Source organism: Asticcacaulis currens, assembly GCF_028550395.1.
Classification (GTDB): domain Bacteria; phylum Pseudomonadota; class Alphaproteobacteria; order Caulobacterales; family Caulobacteraceae; genus Asticcacaulis; species Asticcacaulis currens.
Genome location: NZ_JAQQKW010000007.1, coordinates 34,281 through 50,571, shown reverse-complemented (window position 1 = coordinate 50,571; position 16,291 = coordinate 34,281). Strand labels below are relative to the sequence as shown.

General features: G+C 61.6%; 15 protein-coding genes. 9 read left to right on the top strand and 6 right to left on the bottom strand.

Annotated elements, in window-relative coordinates:
• Positions 1 to 83: 83 nt before the first annotated feature.
• A complete protein-coding gene (locus PQU94_RS12525) occupies positions 84 to 470 on the bottom strand; it encodes a response regulator (protein ID WP_013480940.1) in 387 nt (128 codons plus the stop codon).
• Positions 471 to 564: 94 nt separating this feature from the next.
• Positions 565 to 825, bottom strand: a complete 261-nt coding sequence (locus PQU94_RS12520) for a hypothetical protein (protein ID WP_272741791.1) — start codon at positions 823 to 825, stop codon at positions 565 to 567.
• Between the two features lie 51 nt (positions 826 to 876).
• Between PQU94_RS12520 and PQU94_RS12515 the strand changes: the two genes are divergently transcribed.
• Together PQU94_RS12515 and ribF are read left to right on the top strand one after the other, a co-directional pair.
• Positions 877 to 1,308: a MaoC family dehydratase gene (locus tag PQU94_RS12515; protein ID WP_272741790.1), complete on the top strand. Its 432-nt coding sequence runs from the start codon at positions 877 to 879 to the stop codon at positions 1,306 to 1,308.
• Positions 1,309 to 1,310: 2 nt separating this feature from the next.
• The gene (ribF, locus tag PQU94_RS12510) at positions 1,311 to 2,309 is read left to right on the top strand and encodes a riboflavin biosynthesis protein RibF (RefSeq protein WP_338735927.1); all 999 of its coding nucleotides are present in this window, start codon (positions 1,311 to 1,313) and stop codon (positions 2,307 to 2,309) included.
• Between the two features lie 36 nt (positions 2,310 to 2,345).
• Here ribF and PQU94_RS12505 read toward each other — a convergent pair whose 3' ends face one another.
• Entirely contained in the window at positions 2,346 to 2,960 is a 615-nt protein-coding gene (locus tag PQU94_RS12505; protein ID WP_272741789.1) for a GyrI-like domain-containing protein, read from the bottom strand.
• A 394-nt stretch (positions 2,961 to 3,354) separates the two neighbouring features.
• Here PQU94_RS12505 and ileS point away from each other — a divergent pair, with 394 nt between their 5' ends.
• The 4 genes from ileS to mutL all read left to right on the top strand — a co-directional run bounded on the left by ileS (position 3,355) and on the right by mutL (position 10,163).
• Entirely contained in the window at positions 3,355 to 6,243 is a 2,889-nt protein-coding gene (gene ileS, locus PQU94_RS12500) for an isoleucine--tRNA ligase (protein WP_272741788.1), read from the top strand.
• 156 nt (positions 6,244 to 6,399) lie between these two features.
• Positions 6,400 to 6,930: a signal peptidase II gene (gene lspA / locus PQU94_RS12495; RefSeq protein ID WP_272741787.1), complete on the top strand. Its 531-nt coding sequence runs from the start codon at positions 6,400 to 6,402 to the stop codon at positions 6,928 to 6,930.
• 85 nt (positions 6,931 to 7,015) lie between these two features.
• Positions 7,016 to 7,579 carry a DUF3035 domain-containing protein gene (locus tag PQU94_RS12490; protein WP_272741786.1) on the top strand — a complete coding sequence of 188 codons (564 nt, stop codon included), beginning with the start codon at positions 7,016 to 7,018 and terminating at the stop codon, positions 7,577 to 7,579.
• A 667-nt stretch (positions 7,580 to 8,246) separates the two neighbouring features.
• The gene (mutL, locus tag PQU94_RS12485; RefSeq protein ID WP_272741785.1) at positions 8,247 to 10,163 is read left to right on the top strand and encodes a DNA mismatch repair endonuclease MutL; all 1,917 of its coding nucleotides are present in this window, start codon (positions 8,247 to 8,249) and stop codon (positions 10,161 to 10,163) included.
• Positions 10,164 to 10,805: 642 nt separating this feature from the next.
• Here the strand turns inward: mutL and PQU94_RS12480 are convergent.
• The 3 genes from PQU94_RS12480 to PQU94_RS12470 form a co-directional block, all read right to left on the bottom strand.
• Positions 10,806 to 10,946: a hypothetical protein gene (locus PQU94_RS12480; RefSeq protein WP_013480909.1), complete on the bottom strand. Its 141-nt coding sequence runs from the start codon at positions 10,944 to 10,946 to the stop codon at positions 10,806 to 10,808.
• Positions 10,947 to 11,159: 213 nt separating this feature from the next.
• A complete protein-coding gene (gene rsmD, locus PQU94_RS12475) occupies positions 11,160 to 11,738 on the bottom strand; it encodes a 16S rRNA (guanine(966)-N(2))-methyltransferase RsmD (protein WP_272741784.1) in 579 nt (192 codons plus the stop codon).
• Positions 11,739 to 11,744: 6 nt separating this feature from the next.
• A complete protein-coding gene (locus PQU94_RS12470; protein ID WP_272741783.1) occupies positions 11,745 to 13,571 on the bottom strand; it encodes a pseudouridine synthase in 1,827 nt (608 codons plus the stop codon).
• 96 nt (positions 13,572 to 13,667) lie between these two features.
• Here PQU94_RS12470 and tadA point away from each other — a divergent pair, with 96 nt between their 5' ends.
• From tadA to PQU94_RS12455, 3 genes are read left to right on the top strand one after another with little or no spacing between them, the layout of a single operon-like run.
• Positions 13,668 to 14,156 (top strand): tRNA adenosine(34) deaminase TadA, encoded by a 489-nt coding sequence (tadA, locus tag PQU94_RS12465; RefSeq protein ID WP_272741782.1) that lies wholly within the window; start codon positions 13,668 to 13,670, stop codon positions 14,154 to 14,156.
• Positions 14,146 to 15,333, top strand: a complete 1,188-nt coding sequence (locus PQU94_RS12460; RefSeq protein ID WP_272741781.1) for a hypothetical protein — start codon at positions 14,146 to 14,148, stop codon at positions 15,331 to 15,333. Before tadA ends, PQU94_RS12460 begins: the two co-directional genes overlap by 11 nt.
• Positions 15,334 to 15,342: 9 nt before the next feature.
• Positions 15,343 to 16,239 carry a mechanosensitive ion channel family protein gene (locus PQU94_RS12455; RefSeq protein WP_272741780.1) on the top strand — a complete coding sequence of 299 codons (897 nt, stop codon included), beginning with the start codon at positions 15,343 to 15,345 and terminating at the stop codon, positions 16,237 to 16,239.
• Positions 16,240 to 16,291 lie beyond the last annotated feature (52 nt).

Genomic DNA, 16,291 nt, shown 5'->3' with positions numbered 1-16,291 from the left:
TTTAACCTGCATGATAGTCGGTCAATACTTTAGTTCTTCGCGCAACCTTATCGAAAAGTGGTGCCCACTTATCGGATTGCGCTTTAGAATTCGCCAAGAACGGCGGTGATCTTCTGCTTCAGCGTCGCACCGTTGAACGGCTTAACGATGTAGTTGTTCACGCCAGCCTTTTTGGCCGCGATCACGTTCTCGGTCTTGGACTCGGCCGTAACCATGATGAAGGGCGTGCGTTTCAGCGAATCGTCTGAACGCACCTTCAGAAGAAGCTCATAGCCGGTCATGGGCTCCATATTCCAGTCGGAAATGACCAGACCGTAACTGGTCTTCTTCATCTTTTCGAGGGCTTCCGCGCCATCCGACGCTTCCTCGATGTTCTCGAATCCCAGCTGCTTCAGCAGATTGGAAATGATCCGAAGCATGGTCTTGTAATCATCAACCACCAGGATCTGCATGGACATATCGACGGCCATGTGAGTGTGCCCACCTTTGTAATACTCGAACCTGCCTTATGCAGGCCCTTCACATCTGACTGGGCCATAATGGCAGCAAGCGGATAAAATAGAGTTAAAGGGCGCGGCCAAATTTTTTTATATTATTCAATGATATAACTATAGTTAACCATGAAAAACCCGCGTTTTGTGAACCGCGTTTGAAAAAATAATGCCAAATCGGGACAGTTTTACGCACCTCAGAGCGGCGGGATTCTGCACCGCGCGTCTTGGCAAACGCTGCCGCGCGCCCTAAAGCGCAATCCGACAAAGTGGAAACCACTTTTCGGAAAAATTGCGCGACAAATAGGAATCTATAGCGGGATGATGTTTTCATCTAAAATCATCCCGCTATAGATCAGGCCAAAAGCCATGGGAACCCTTGCTGATGACCGATGCCGTCACCGTGTATCTCGAAGACCTGAGCGTGGGTCAGTCGCTGGAGCGCGCCTTCACCGCCACCGATGCGGCTATCCGCGCCTTTGCCGAGGTGTCGGAGGACCACAACCCCGTACACGTCGATGAGGCCTACGCGGCGACCACACCGTTCAAGGGGCGCATCGCCCACGGGGCGCTGTTGAATGCGTGGATTTCGGCGACCATTGCCGGCGGCCTGCCCGGACGCGGCAGCATCTATGTGTCGCAGTCGCTGAGTTTCAAGCGCGCGGTGAAGATCGACGACGTGGTGACCATCACCCTCACCGTCACCGATATTCAGTCCAAGACCGGCGTCGTGACCCTGACTACCGTCGCCAGCGTCGGCGGCAAGACCTATGCCAAGGGCGTGGCCGAGGTCATCGCCCCGCGCAAGCCGGTCTGAGCATGGCGCAAATGGCGACCAAGGCGTTTCTTCTGACGCTCGAACCCGGCGGAGCCCTGCGCGCGCAGGCGCTCAACGCGGCGGCGCAGGGCGTGGCGTGGCCGACCGGTGCCTGTGCGGCGATAGGCAGCTTTGACGGCGTGCACCGCGGCCATCAGCGGGTGATCGAAAACGCCATCGCCGCCGCACACCGTCTGGGGGCCCCCTCCGCCGTCGTCTGTTTCGACCCGCACCCGCAGGCCTTCTTTCTGACGCGCGCCGGAAAGCCCGTCACGCCGTTTCGCCTGATGACTCTCGATCAGCAGGTGCGCGCCTTTTCTGAGCTGGGCGTTGAATACGTCTTTGTGCTGCGCTTTGACGAGACGCTGTCGGCCCTGACGGCGGAGGCGTTTACGCAGAGCATACTGCACGACCACCTCAAACTGAGCCACATCAGTTGCGGCTTCGACTTCCGTTATGGCGCGAAGGGCGGCGGTTCGGCGCAGACGCTCAGCGAGTCAGGGGCGTCGATGGGCTTCACCACCGCCGTCACCCCGTGTCAGACCGATGAGACGGGGCACAAGCTGTCGTCGTCGGCCGTGCGTGAGGCGCTGGAAGCCGGTGACGCGCAACTGGCCGGGCACGTGCTGGGCCGTCCGCAGGCCTTTGCCGGTGTCGTGTCGCGCGGCGATCAGATCGGGCGTCAGATCGGCTTTCCGACGGCCAATATCGAGCTTGGCGACTATCTGCGCCCGCAATACGGGGTCTATGTGACGCGCACGCGGCTCAGCGACGGGCGGGTGCTGGGCAGCGTCACCAATTTCGGCAAGCGCCCGACGGTGGGCGGCCTGTCTGAGCGCTTCGAGACGCATATCTTCGGGCTGGACCACGACATCTACGATCAGGTGATCGAGGTCGAATTGCTGCACTATCTGCGCGGCGAACAGAAATTCCCCTCCTTCGATGCCCTAAAAGCGCAAATCGCCAGAGACGCCGAAACGGCACGGGCGTATTTTCGATAAACCCGTCTGCCGCAGACGGGGAGAAGGGCCAGTGGTCTAAACGTGCCGCACCGGCTGACGCAGGATCGTCTTCAGCTTCTCCGGCACAGTGCGGCGCGGGTCAGACAGATAGATTTCGTGGTGGTGGCCGGTTTCGCTCAGGCCATTGTCGGCAATCCATTGATGCAGGCGCGCGATCAGCGGGCCTTCGTCGTCATAAGACCCCATGTGCAGGGTCTGAACGCTCAAGCCCTCGGCCCAGGTTTCGAGCCGTAAGCGCCCCAGCGCCGAACCGCCTTTACCCTTGCGCCCGGCCCCGACCACGGCGCGGGCGAACATATCCGGCGTGATGGCGTCCGGCTGCGGCACCATGATCCGCCACGACCACAGGTCCTTGTCGCGGTCATAGAAACGCTCGAAACGATCAGCCCACCACAGCCCTTCCATCGGCGGCACGCTGTAGTCGAGGTCACATTCGACCTTGCTCATGAATTTCAGCCCATAGGCCACCGAAAACAGGGCCTGCATGGACGCAGCAAAGCCGTCGCCATTGGGGTCGCCGTGGCCGTCAATCATCAGGAACGGCAGCGGCGGCACGTCGATCAGCACAAACTGACCGGCGGGCGCGGTATAGAGCGACTTGCGCTCGCGTTTCAGATCGACCTTGCGCATGGGCACCTCCTGAGCGGAGGTTACAAGCCGTGCTGACAGTTTTTGTCAGGATTAGATGCGCCCCCAACCCAAAGCCCCTCCCCTAATTTTAGGGGAGGCGCTTTAACAATGGACCCTCACCCACTTTTCTTTCCCTGTCTTTGTTTGGCCCCTCGCCGGGCGGTGGCTTGCGCCACCTTGGCCGCCACCTTTGCGGTTTGAGCGGAATGTCCATTAGAAACCATTCCGCTCTAGGCAATCCCGGCGGCCTCTGATAAACGCTGCCTCCATGTTGACGATACGGGCGCAGCTTCGAATTTGAAGCCCAGCGTAAGCCACCCGCACCGGGTCTTGCGCTGGGAGTACATCGCCACGCCTTATTTGACCGTATCCCCTCCCAGAGATATCAGGATTCATGTCCGAACACCCTTCACGCGATTACCGCGAAACCGTCTTCCTGCCTGAAACCGCCTTCCCGATGCGCGCCGGCCTGCCCAAGGCCGAGCCCGAAATGCTGAAAAAGTGGGAAGAGTCCGACCTGTACCACAGCGTGCGCAAGGCGCGTCAGGCCAAGAACGCCCCCCTGTTCGTGCTGCACGACGGCCCGCCCTACGCCAATGGCAACATCCATATCGGCCATGCGCTGAACAAGATTCTCAAGGACTTCGTGGTGCGCTCGAAGTTCCTGATGGGCTATGACGTCGATTACGTCCCCGGCTGGGACTGCCACGGCCTGCCCATCGAATGGAAGATCGAGGAGCAGTTCCGCGCCAGGGGCCGCAAGAAGGACGAGGTGCCCGCCGCCGAGTTCCGCAAGGCCTGCCGCGAATACGCCGCCGAATGGATCGGCGTGCAGCGCGAAGAGTTCAAGCGTCTGGGCGTCTTAGGCGAATGGGATGAGCGCTACGCCACCATGGACTTCGACACCGAAGCGAAGGTGACGGCGGAGTTCCACAAGTTCCTGATGTCGGGCCAGCTTTATCGGGGCTCAAAACCCGTCATGTGGTCGCCGGTCGAGCGCACGGCTCTGGCCGACGCTGAGGTCGAATACCACCCGCACGTCAGCCCGACCATCTGGGTGAAGTTCCCGGTCCTAAATGGCCCGGTTCCCGGAGATGTGGTGATCTGGACGACAACGCCATGGACTATCCCGGCAAACCGTGCCGTCAGTTTCAACCCAAAGGTCGCCTATAGTTCCTTCAAAGTCGAGGCGATTGAAGAAAATCTTGAGTTCGAACCTTGGGTCTCGGTCGGCGACTGTCTCATCGTCGCGGATAAACTCGTCGAGGATGTTTTCAAGGCGGCCAAGGTAGCACGCTGGTCCAAGGTGGCGTCTGTTGATCCAACTGGGTGGACCTTGCAACATCCGTTGTTCGATGTAGGTGGACCCGGCGGCTATGACTTCGACGTGCCCATGCTGGCGGGCGATCACGTCACGGACGATGCCGGTACGGGCTTCGTGCACACGGCGCCCGGCCACGGCGCGGACGACTATCTGGTGTGGCTCAAGCATGGCTATTCGCTGGATTCCATCCCCGACACCGTGGACCCCGATGGGGCCTACTACCCGCATGTGCCGCTGTTTGCGGGTCTGAAAGTCCTTGAAACCGAGGGCAAGAAGGCCGGCAAGTTCGGCGACGCCAACAAGGTGGTGATGGAAAAGCTGATCGAAGCCGGCAACCTGCTGGCGCGCGGTCGCGTCGATCACTCCTATCCGCATTCGTGGCGCTCTAAAGCCCCGGTCATCTTCCGCAACACGCCCCAGTGGTTTATCCGCATGGACGGTGAGACGAACCTGCGCGCCACGGCGCTGAAGGCCATCTCCGAGACCGCCTTCTACCCCGATCAGGGCCGCAACCGTATCGGCAGCATGGTCGAAACCCGCCCGGACTGGCTGATCAGCCGTCAGCGCAACTGGGGCACGCCACTGGCCATGTACGTCGATAAAAAGACGGGTGAGCCGCTGAAGGACGAGGCGGTCAACGACCGCATCATCAAGCTCATTGCATCTGAGGGCGCAGACGCCTGGTTCACGCGCCCGGACGAGGATTTTCTGGGCAATGGCTACAATCCGGCGGACTATGAGAAGGTTACGGATATTCTGGATGTGTGGTTCGACTCCGGCTCGACCCACGCCTTTACACTGGAAGGCCGCGACAATACCCATAGCCCCGCCGACCTCTATCTCGAAGGCTCGGATCAGCACCGCGGCTGGTTCCAGTCGTCGCTGCTTGAGTCGTGCGGCACACGCGGCCGTGCGCCGTATAAGGCCGTCCTGACCCACGGTTTCGTCCTCGACGAACAGGGCGAGAAGATGTCGAAGTCCAAGGGCAATGTCGTCGCCCCGCAGGACATCGCCAAGGAATCCGGCGTCGAAATTCTGCGCCTGTGGGTCGCCCTGTCCGACTATTCCGACGACCTGCGCATCGGCAAGCAGATCATCCAGACGACCGTGGACGCCTATCGCAAGCTACGCAATTCGCTGCGCTATCTCTTGGGCGCGCTCAACGGTTATACGGACGCTGAGGCCGTCGATTATCAGGACATGCCGTCGCTGGAACGCTATATCCTGCACCACGTGCATGAGTTGGATGCCAAGGTGCGCGCCGCCTATGACGCCTATGACTTCGCCGGCGTCATCCGTCCGGTGGCCGATTTTGCGTCCCAGACCCTGTCGTCGCTCTATTTCGACATCCGCAAGGACAGCCTCTATTGCGACAAGCCGTCGGACGTAAAGCGCCGCGCCTGCCGCACCGTGCTCAACATCCTGTTTGAGCGCCTGACGGCCTGGCTGTCGCCCATCATGGCCTTCACCACCGAAGAGGCGTGGAGCTATCGCTATCCGGACGCACCGGAAAACCTTTATCGCACCCTGCCTGCCGTGCCCGCCGAATGGCACAATGCCGCCGAAGCGGCGCGCTGGGGCAAGATCGAGGAAGTGCTGTCGGTCGTTACCGCCGCTCTGGAAGAGAAGCGCCGCGACAAGGTGATCGGTTCGGCGCTCGAAGCCGCGCCGACGGTGTTTATCGACTCCGAACCGCTGCTGGCGGCCTTTGACGGCATCGACGCGGCGGAGGTCTTCCGCACGTCTCAGGCCGTGCTGTCGGCCTCAGTCGGCCCGGACGACGCCTTCCGCCTCAACGAGGTGAAGGACGTGTCGGTCGTGGTGCACATCGCGCACGGCAACAAGTGTCAGCGGTCGTGGCGCATCCTGCCCGAAGTGGGCTCGGACCCGCGCTACCCGGATCTCTCTTTGCGCGACGCCGCCGCCGTCGCCGAATGGGACGCCGCTCGTGGGGGCTAGTCGTCCCGCTTCCCCCCTGATATCAGAGGGGATACCGGCTTTAGCCGGAGGGGGGTTATGCGGCGGGATTAACCCCACCCGTCTCGTCGCTCACGCGCCGATCCACCCTCCCCTGATATCAGGGGAGGTGCTTATCTTCTGCATCGACGGCCAATCATGACTGACCTTCACACCAAGCTGAAAACCCACTTCGCCCCGCCGCACACCACGCCGCTGGGGCGGCAGATGCTGCTGATCGGCCTGATCGGCCTGATCCTCGATCAGATCAGCAAGAACTGGATTTTATACGGTCTGCAACTGCCCAGTCTCGGACAGGTCAAGATTTTGCCCTTCTTCTCGTTCAGCATGGTGTGGAACAAGGGCGTCAGCTTCGGTTTCTTCCATTCGGAAGGGATCGGCCGCTGGCTGCTCACCCTGTTTTCGCTGGTCGTGTCGGCCTGCCTGATCGACTGGGTCCGCCGCACCAACCGGCGCGTCATCGGTCTGGGGCTGGCTCTGGTGGCGGGCGGAGCCATCGGCAACGCCATCGACCGGGTCATCTACGGCGGCGTGGTCGATTTTCTCGATTTTTCGGGGCTGGGCTTTCCGTGGGTGTTCAACATCGCCGACGCCGCCATCAATATCGGCGTGGCCCTGTTGTTCATCGACGTCTTCTTCCTCAATCGGGAAGAGTCGAAACAAGGTTAAACGCGGACCCTTGGCAGGGCGGCGAAAAGCAAGTAACACTCTCCGGCCCCTTCTGAAAAAGGGCACGGATAATGCGGAGCGAAGAATGAAGTCGGTCAAAGTAGTGGCGGGTCTGGTGCTGATCGCCGGCGTCGGTCTGACGGGGTGCGAATCGACCAAGAGCGCGCTGGGCCTGAACAAGGTCGTGCCGGACGAGTTTCGCGTCGTGACCAAGGCGCCTTTGGTGGTGCCGCCGGATTTCGCGCTGCGTCCGCCCGCGCCAGGTGAGCCCCGCCCGCAGGAACTGCAACCCGAAAGCGCGGCGCGTGAGGCCCTGTTGGGTCAGCGTCAGGCCATCACCCGCTCCGAAGGCGAGAAGGTGCTGGCCACCAAGGCCGGGGCCGATAAGGCCGATCCGCTGGCCCGCTACGTCGTGGACGATGAATTTGGCGATCTGGCCTATAAGGAAGAGAGCTTCGCCGACAAGATCCTGTTCTGGAAAAAGGACACGACCCCGGCGCCCGTACCCTCGACCAATTCGGTGATCGCCGGTGAAGTCAACGCGCTCGACCCGGAAGCCGAAGCGGCCCGCATCAAGTCGCTGCTGGGCGACGGCAAGGTGACCATCGAGCAGAAGAAGGAAAAGTCCTTCAAACTGCCCGGCCTGTAAGCCGTAAGACATTGTGGTTTCAAAAGGGCTGCTGCACTGCGGCCCTTTTTCGTTTGGGTTTACGCCTTAAGATCGAAACCACAGATTCCACAGATGCCACAGATTATCCGTGCCCGTGTCACCCGCCCGGCGCGCAGCGCCCATCTGTGAAATCTGTGGTTCACACCTCTTATTGACATCGCGAGCGAGACTCTTTTGAACCACAGATAGACACGGATGACGAAGGGCGTTCGTCTGCACGGGTATCCGTGTCGGCGGCAAAGCCGCCATCCGTGTGCATCCGTGGTGAAAGACATTCCTTAAAAGCCCACAGGCGTCACGACTTGTGCTGAAAGAATAGAAACCACAGATTTCACAGATGCCACAGATTATCCGTGCCCGTGTCGCCCGCCCGGCGCGCAGCGCCCATCTGTGAAATCTGTGAAATCTGTGGTTCACACCTCTTACTGACATCGCGAGCGAGACTCTTTTGAACCACAGATAGACACGGATGACGAAGGGCGTTCGTCTGCACGGGTATCCGTGTCGGCGGCAAAGCCGCCATCCGTGTGCATCCGTGGTAAAGCCCTTCGGGCGCAGGCGGCGTTACGGCTCAGCGTTCGTGACGTTCGTGGTTAATTCCCTTCCCGACATTGCCCCCACAGCCGGACTCAACTAAATTGGGTCAATGGCCCATATTTCCCGCCTGCCTCAGGACACCATCAACCGCATCGCCGCCGGCGAGGTGGTCGAGCGTCCGGCTTCGGCCATCAAGGAACTGGTCGAAAACGCCATCGACGCCGGGGCGACGCAGATCGACATTTTCGCCGATATGGGCGGCCTGTCGCGCATCCTGATCGAGGATAATGGGCGCGGCATGGACGCCGAAGACCTGCCGCTGGCGGTCGAACGCCACGCCACTTCCAAGCTGAAACCGCAGGCCGACGGCACCTGGGATCTGCTGCATATCCAGACGCTCGGCTTTCGCGGTGAGGCCCTGCCGTCCATGGGCTCCGTGGCGCGTCTCGACATCACTTCGCGCGCCAAAGGCATGGACGGCGCCATTGCCATTACGGTCGATGCCGGGGCGATGTCGCCGCTGCGCCCCGCCGCCTTTTCGCGCCCGCACGGCACGCGGGTCGAGTTGAAGGACCTGTTTTACGCCACCCCGGCTCGGCTGAAGTTCATGAAGACCGACCGCGCCGAGAACATGGCGATCAGCGAAGAGGTCAAGCGTCAGGCCATGGCGCACGAGGATGTCGGCTTTTCGCTGACGCTGGATGGCAAGCGGTCCTTGCGCCTCTATCCCGAAGAGGCCGGATTTGAGGGGCGTCTGAAGCGCCTGGCCGCGCTGCTGGGCGATGATTTCGGCCACAATGCCCTGCTGATTGATCAGCAGCGCGAGGGCGTCCGGCTGACCGGCTATGCGGGACTGCCGACCTTTTCGCGCGGCAATGCCCAGCATCAGTACCTGTTCGTCAATGGCCGCCCGGTGCGCGACAAGCTGCTGACCGGGGCGCTGCGCGGGGCCTATGCCGATTTTCTGGCCCGCGACCGCCACCCGATGGCGGTGCTCTATGTCGAGACCGACCCGCAGGATATCGACGTCAATGTCCACCCGGCCAAGGCCGAGGTACGCTTCCGCGACCCCAATCTGGTGCGCGGCCTGATCATCGGGGCGTTGAAACACGCCCTGGCCTCGGCCGGGCACCGCGCCGCGACCACCGTCGCCGATCAGGCGCTCAGCGCCTTCAATCCGTTGTCGTCGGGCTATCGTGCGCCGATGCAACCCACCCTGTCCCTGAATAGAGGCTATCAACCCCGCGCCTATGCGACGCCGGACCAGCCTCACCCTAACTACCAGCCGGCGTGGAATACCGACCTGACCTTTGCCCCGTCGGCCAGAGTCGAAAGAGACTTTGTCGAGGCCGCACCCACGATGGAGCGGCCGGAGGACAGCGGCCTGGCCGAAGCGGGGGTTGATCTGAGCGTGCTCAGCCAGCCCTTGCCGCCGGAGTTTGAGTCCTATCCTCTGGGGGCTGCGCGGGCGCAGTTGCACGAGACCTACATTCTGGCGCAGACCAAAGACGGCCTGATTATCGTCGATCAGCACGCGGCCCACGAAAGGCTGGTCTATGAGCGCATGAAGACCATGATGGCCGAAGGCAATGTGGCGCGTCAGACCCTGCTGATCCCGGAAATCGTCGATCTCGACCCCGCCGATGTCAGCCGCCTGATGGCGCGGCGCGACGATCTGGAAGGCTTTGGCCTGATGATCGAAAGTTTTGGCCCGGCGACGATTCTGGTGCGCGAAGTCCCGGCCCTGATCGGCGATGGTGACGTGGCCGGGCTGATCCGCGATCTGGCCGACGATATTGCCGAAAACGGTCAGGCCCTGATCCTCAAAGAGCGGATGGCCGAAATCTGCGGCAATATGGCATGTCGTAACTCTGTGCGCGCCGGGCGGCGGCTGTCGGCCTCCGAAATGAACGCCCTGCTGCGGCAGATGGAGGCCACCCCCCATTCGGGTCAGTGCAATCACGGCCGCCCGACCTATGTCGAACTGAAGCTGAAAGATATCGAAAAGCTGTTCGGTCGAAGATAGAGATTTGCCACGAAAAACACCAAAAGCACGAAAGGTGTCGCAGCGTTTTTTTCGCGAAGCGCCTGAAACAAAGACGGGTCGCACGCTGTTCAGTGGCTTTTGGGCGGAGGCCTGTCCGCTATTCGAATGTTCGTGCTTTTCGTGGCGAAACACCTTAAATATGACGACACGTCAAACGGTGTTATTTAACCACGGATAGACACGGATGACGAACTACGTTCGTCTGGCACGGATATCCGTGTTGGCGGCAAAGCCGCCATCTGTGTCTATCCGTGGTGAGAAAGAGTCCCGGCCCCCGAAAGCTCAGAAGGGCGCTGCGCGCCGGTGCTGGTACCGCAACGCAGTTAATCTGTGGAATCTGTGCAATCTGTGGTTTCTACTGCTTTAGACACAGGTGCGGAAAGAGATTATCCACCTGTATTCGCGGTACAATCCGCAAGGGCGATCAGGGTGAGCGCACCTCATCCGGCGCACTCACCCTAAGCCCCACTCCCCCGTCGGCTCATGCGGTCTGATGTCCCGTCAGACCGGAGCTTTAGGTCAGACCCACAACCGGGATAACAAGATCAGTTTCCCCCTGAACCCCATACCTGGTTGAAACAGCCATAAAAAAACCCGCGGCAAACGCCACAGGCTGCAAAATCAACGCGTCACGTTGAGAACGATAATCCCGACACCCATCAGGAAGGCCCAGGCCTGAACGCTGAGACCGGCCATCAGAATAACCTTCAGGCCGTCGCGGCGCTTCTTGCCGCCTTCAAGCTTGATCGCTTCTGCCGTCATAACATCACCCCAATTTATAACAGTTCAATCCCGCCCCTTAAGGGAGCTTCGGTGCATTAAACGTGCCGCACGGCGCGGTTTACACCTTGTTAAGGACATATTGGGGACACAATAAAAAACTCGTCAATACGAATTTTCTGCGAAATGGGTTAATTTAGCCACAGCCCGAATGGGCCACGTCAAAATATATATAAAAATCAGTAATTTGAGTAGTTAAAATTCTGTAAGAATTTTTTGTTTCAGGAACAGGACCTGCGCGGGGCCATAGGTCCGGGTGTCGATTATATGCCACAGTTCCGTGGCAAAAAAGTCCTCATCGGCGGCCAATTCGGCCACAATCAGGGCCTCATCGCTCAGCCAGTTCCCGTTTCGCAACGCCTCCAGCGCCGGCTGTACCAAACCCTTACGGTAGGGCGGATCCATAAACACCAGATCGAAGGCTTCCGACGCGCTACCGGGGCGCACCCCCAGTTGCGTGGCGTCGCGGCGGTGGATGCGCGTGACGCCAAACAGGCCAAACGCTTCGACATTGTCGCGGATGGCGCCGCGCGCCGCGTCGTCCGTATCGACAAACAGACAAAACGCCGCCCCGCGCGACATCGCCTCAAGCCCCAGCGCGCCGGAACCGGCAAAGACGTCCATCACCCGCGCCCCGTTGAGGTTGGGGGCGAACTCGGCGTGCTCCAGAATGTTGAACATGGCCTGACGCGCCCGGTCCGAGGTCGGGCGGGTGTTCTGGCCTTCGGGGGCGCTGAGGGCGCGCCCGCGAAACTCACCACCAACGATGCGCATGCGGACTTACTCCGGACGCGGCTTGCGCGGCGCGCCCTTACCGGCGAAGCCGCCCGGACGCCCGCCAGATTTAAACCCGTCAGATTTAAAGCCACCCGGCTTGCCCCCGAAGGACTTGCCACCACCGGGCTTACCGCCAAACGACTTGCCCGCCGGGCGGTCGCCGAAGCTGCGCTCACCGCGCGGTTTGAAGTCGCCCTCAGCGCGCGGCTTGAAATCACGCTGCGGACGGTCACCCGCCGGACGCTCGCCACGCGGCTTATCAAAGCGCGGCTTGTCGCCGTAGCTACGTTCGCCCCGCGGCTTGAAGTCACCCTCAGCGCGCGGCTTGAAATCACGCTGCGGGCGGTCGCCCGCCGGGCGTTCCCCACGCGGTTTGTCAAAGCGCGGCTTGTCGCCGTAGCTGCGTTCGCCACGCGGCTTGAAGTCACCTTCGCCACGTGGTTTGAAATCACGCTGCGGACGGTCACCTGCCGGGCGTTCGCCACGCGGTTTGTCAAAGCGCGGTTTGTCGCCATAGCTGCGTTCGCCACGGGGCTTGAAGTCCCCCTCACCGCGCGGCTTGAAATCGCGCTGCGGACGGTCGCCACGCGGTTTGAAACTGCCTTCGCCGCGCGGTTTGAACTCGCCGGTATTGAAGTCTCGTCTGGGACGCTCGGCGCGCGGCGTCCATTCGCGCTCCTCGCGTTCCGGACGGCGATCACGCGCCTGCCCGTCACCTTCAAAGCGCGGGCGCTCATCGAAATCGCGGTCGCCAAATTCCTTGGCCTCGTACTTGCGGCGGAAGGCCTCTTCGCGGCTGATCGGGCGCTCGCGGCGTTCCTCACGGCCTTCGCCCTTCGACGCAAAGCGTTCACCGCCCCCACGACGGCCGGTGCGTGGCGCGCCCTCGCCTTCGGTCCGGCGCAGACGCATCGGCGTGCGCGTCTGGGTCTCGTTTTCCGACGGCAGGTTGCGCGGGTCGATCTTGTCGCCCAGCAGCTCGCGCACGACGCGCGGGCCGATTTCCTCGACTTCACCCGGCTCGATATCGCCGAGCTGGAACGGACCGTAGGCCAGACGGATCAGGCGGTTGACCTTCAGGCCCAGGCTGTCGAGCACCTTACGGACTTCGCGGTTCTTGCCTTCGTTGAGCGACACCGTGATCCACAGATTGGCGCGGCCGTCGGCCTTTTCCTGCGCCTTGTCCAGCCTGGCTTCGATGGGACCGTACTGCACGCCTTCGACCGTCACGCCGTTTTTCAGCGTGTCGAGCGCCGCCTGCGTGGTGCGCCCCAGCGCCCGCACGCGATAGACCCGCGTCCAGCCGGTCGTCGGCAGCTCCAGCGCGCGCGCCAGTTCGCCGTCATTGGTCAGCAGCAGCAGACCTTCGGAATTGATGTCGAGGCGGCCCACCGAAATCACGCGCGGCAGTTCCTGCGGCAGCGAATTGAACACGGTGGGGCGGCCCTGCGGGTCCTGATGGGTGGTCATCAGACCGACCGGCTTGTGGTAGCGCCACACGCGGGTGGGCTCGGCCTTACGGATCGGCTTGCCTTCGACGGTGATCAGGTCGTCGGGCGACACGGTGGTCGCCGGGGTGTCGAGCAGGCGGCCATTGACGGCGATCTTGCCGAGGCCAATCAGACGCTCAACTTCGCGGCGCGAGGCCAGACCGGCACGCGCCAGCACCTTGGCGATGCGCTCCGGCGGGCGCGCGGGCTTACCAAAGGACTTGTCAGCCGGGCCTTTCTTGGCCGCGGGCTTTTTGACGTAGGATTTTTTGGGGGCGGCGTCGCTGGCAACGCTCTCGGTCGGAGCGGCGGATTCGGGCGTATTATGGTCTTCAGACATCATCATTTTCCTGACTGGGCCTGCTCACGCAGGGCCTTTTAACTTGACGCCGCAGCGGTTTGCCGGTCATCAACCCCTATGGACTCCCCACAGGACATGACTGACGAAACCCTGATGCGTCTGGCGCTGGACGAGGCCGAAAAGGCCGCCCAGGCCGGCGAGGTGCCGATAGGCGCTTTAATCTACGATCCGTCAAGTAAAACCGTCATTGCGCGTGCAAAAAATGCGCCCATTAGTCTTAATGACCCCTCGGCCCACGCCGAAATACTGGCTTTACGCGCGGCGGGGCAGGTTGTCGGCAATTATCGCCTGACCGATCTGTGGCTCTATGTGACGCTGGAACCTTGCGCCATGTGCGCCGGCGCGCTGTCGCACGCCCGTATCGGACGGGTGATATATGGGGCCTCTGATCCCAAGGGCGGCGCGGTAGAGAGCGGCCCGCGCTTTTTTGCGCAGCCGACCTGCCACTGGGCCCCCGACGTCACCGGCGGCGTGCTTGAGGCCGAGACGAGTCAGGTGCTAAAAGACTTTTTCAGACAGCGGCGCAAGGTCCGCACATCAGAGGGGGCGCCCGATGAGGCTTGAGGGGTTTTTCGCAACGACGCTGCTGGCCGTCTCAGCCGCCGGTTCGGCGCTGGCACAGGTCCCCGCGACCCAGACCGTGTATGAGGGCACGATCGGCAAGGCGCCGGTGGTCATCGAGATCGTCAGACAGGGCAATCTGACCACGGCGCAGTATTTCTACAGCCGCTATCATCTGAGCATCCCTTTACAGGCCAGCGGCCCGCTCAGCTTTGAGGAGCGCACCAACTGCTGGGAAGACACCTGCCCGCTGGTCGGCAGGCTGCAACTGAAGGCCACAGCGACGGGCCTCAGCGGTCAGTGGCTGGGTCAGGCGGGCAAGAAGATCAATCGTGACATCGTGCTGAAAAAGGTCGCCGAACGCCGCTTTACCCCGGCTGAACGCGTGGCCGAAGCGACCAGCCTGCGCTCCAGCCTGTCCTACGACAGCCCCGTCGCAGCGCTCGATAACCCCTATCTCAGCCGCCTATACGATTCCGGCCTGACCGAAGGCAAGGCGACAGACCACGGCGCGTTCGCCGTGCGTGCCGTCACCGACAAGACGACGGGCGTATCCGGCGTGCGCCTGACCCGCGCGCCGGACGCTAAAACCCTGCCCCTAGCCAACCGGCTGCTGGACGGGCTGCGTTTTCAGATGGTCGATGGCGCGCTGAGTTGTCTGGCCGAAAGCAAGGACGACAATCCTGCGGCCGGGACGGCGGGCGGCTTCGATGAGACCACCACCGACGTGACCTATATGAGCGCCACCCTGATGACGGTGGAACAGTCCGGCTCGACCTTCTGCGGTGGCGCGCACCCCAATAATTTCTGGAACCGCACCACCTACGACCTGAAGACCGGTCAGGCGCTGGACCCCGACCGCGTACTGAAACTTTATGCACGACCGGCCAGAACCGACACGGACGGCGCCCCGGTCGAAACCCCGGAGTATCAGGCACTCAAAGCCAAACTGACCCCCAAATCACCGTGGTTCGTCGGCGATAAGGATCAGGACGAATGCCTGAGCGACGACCTCGGCTACGGCTATGCGCTGTCTTTTAACGACAAGGGGCTGGTCTTCAGTCTGCAAGACCTGCCGCACGTCATGGGCGTGTGCATGGGCGAATACTATGTCGTGCCCTACGCCGCCCTGAAACCCCTGTGGCGGCCCGAAGCCAAGACCTATTTCAATGGCCTGTGAGGCAAGGATATGACGTTCGATTTTCGCGAAATTCCGCAGCGCTTCGGCTATTTCGTTGCTAATGTGCAAACCTTCTGGGACGACCTGACTCAGCATTCGGAGTTCCTGTCGAACCTGCTGATCGCCGCCCTGATCCTGATGTTCACCCTGTTCCTGTCACAATGGCTGTCGAACACGGTGCGCAATACGGCCAAGCGCTACGCCCATTCCGACGCCGACCGCACCCTGCCGGAATTCCTGTCGCAGGTGGTGTGGTGGCTAATCATGGTGGTCGGTCTGGTGGTCATCCTCAACCGGCTGGGGGTGCAGACGACCTCGATCCTGACCGTGCTGGGGGCGGCGTCTCTGGCCATCGGTCTGGCGTTGCAAGGCACGCTGTCCAACGTCGCCTCAGGCATCATGCTGCTGGTACAAAAACCCTATCGCATCGGCGATACGGTGACGATTGGTGACGTGACCGGCACCGTCGGGCGGCTGGGCCTGTTTTCGACCGAGCTGACCAATGGCGACAGCCACAAGGTCTATATCCCCAATGCCAAGATCTTTTCCGACCGCATCATCAATATCAGCCATTACGGCCACCGCACCCTGGCCATACTGGTGACGGTCGATTTCGCCACCGATCTCGATAAGGCCCTGTCCATTCTGAAAAAAGTCACCGCGTCGCACCCCGGCACCCTGTCCACGCCGGACGTCTGGGCCGGGGTCGAGAACTTCACCGACAACGGCGTGCAGCTTAAGGTGACGGCGCAGGTGACGGTGGCTCAGCACGGTCAGGTGCGCGCCGATGTGCTGAAATCGGTCAAGGAAGAATTCGGCGCGGCGGGCATCTACATCCCCTATCCGCATCAGGTGACGATGGAAAAGGCGCTGGCCGCCGCCACCGGCGAGAAGACCGGCGCTTAAGCCCCCACTCCGCCGTTCGCTTTGCGCACAGGGGCGGCGGATTAGGCTTGCG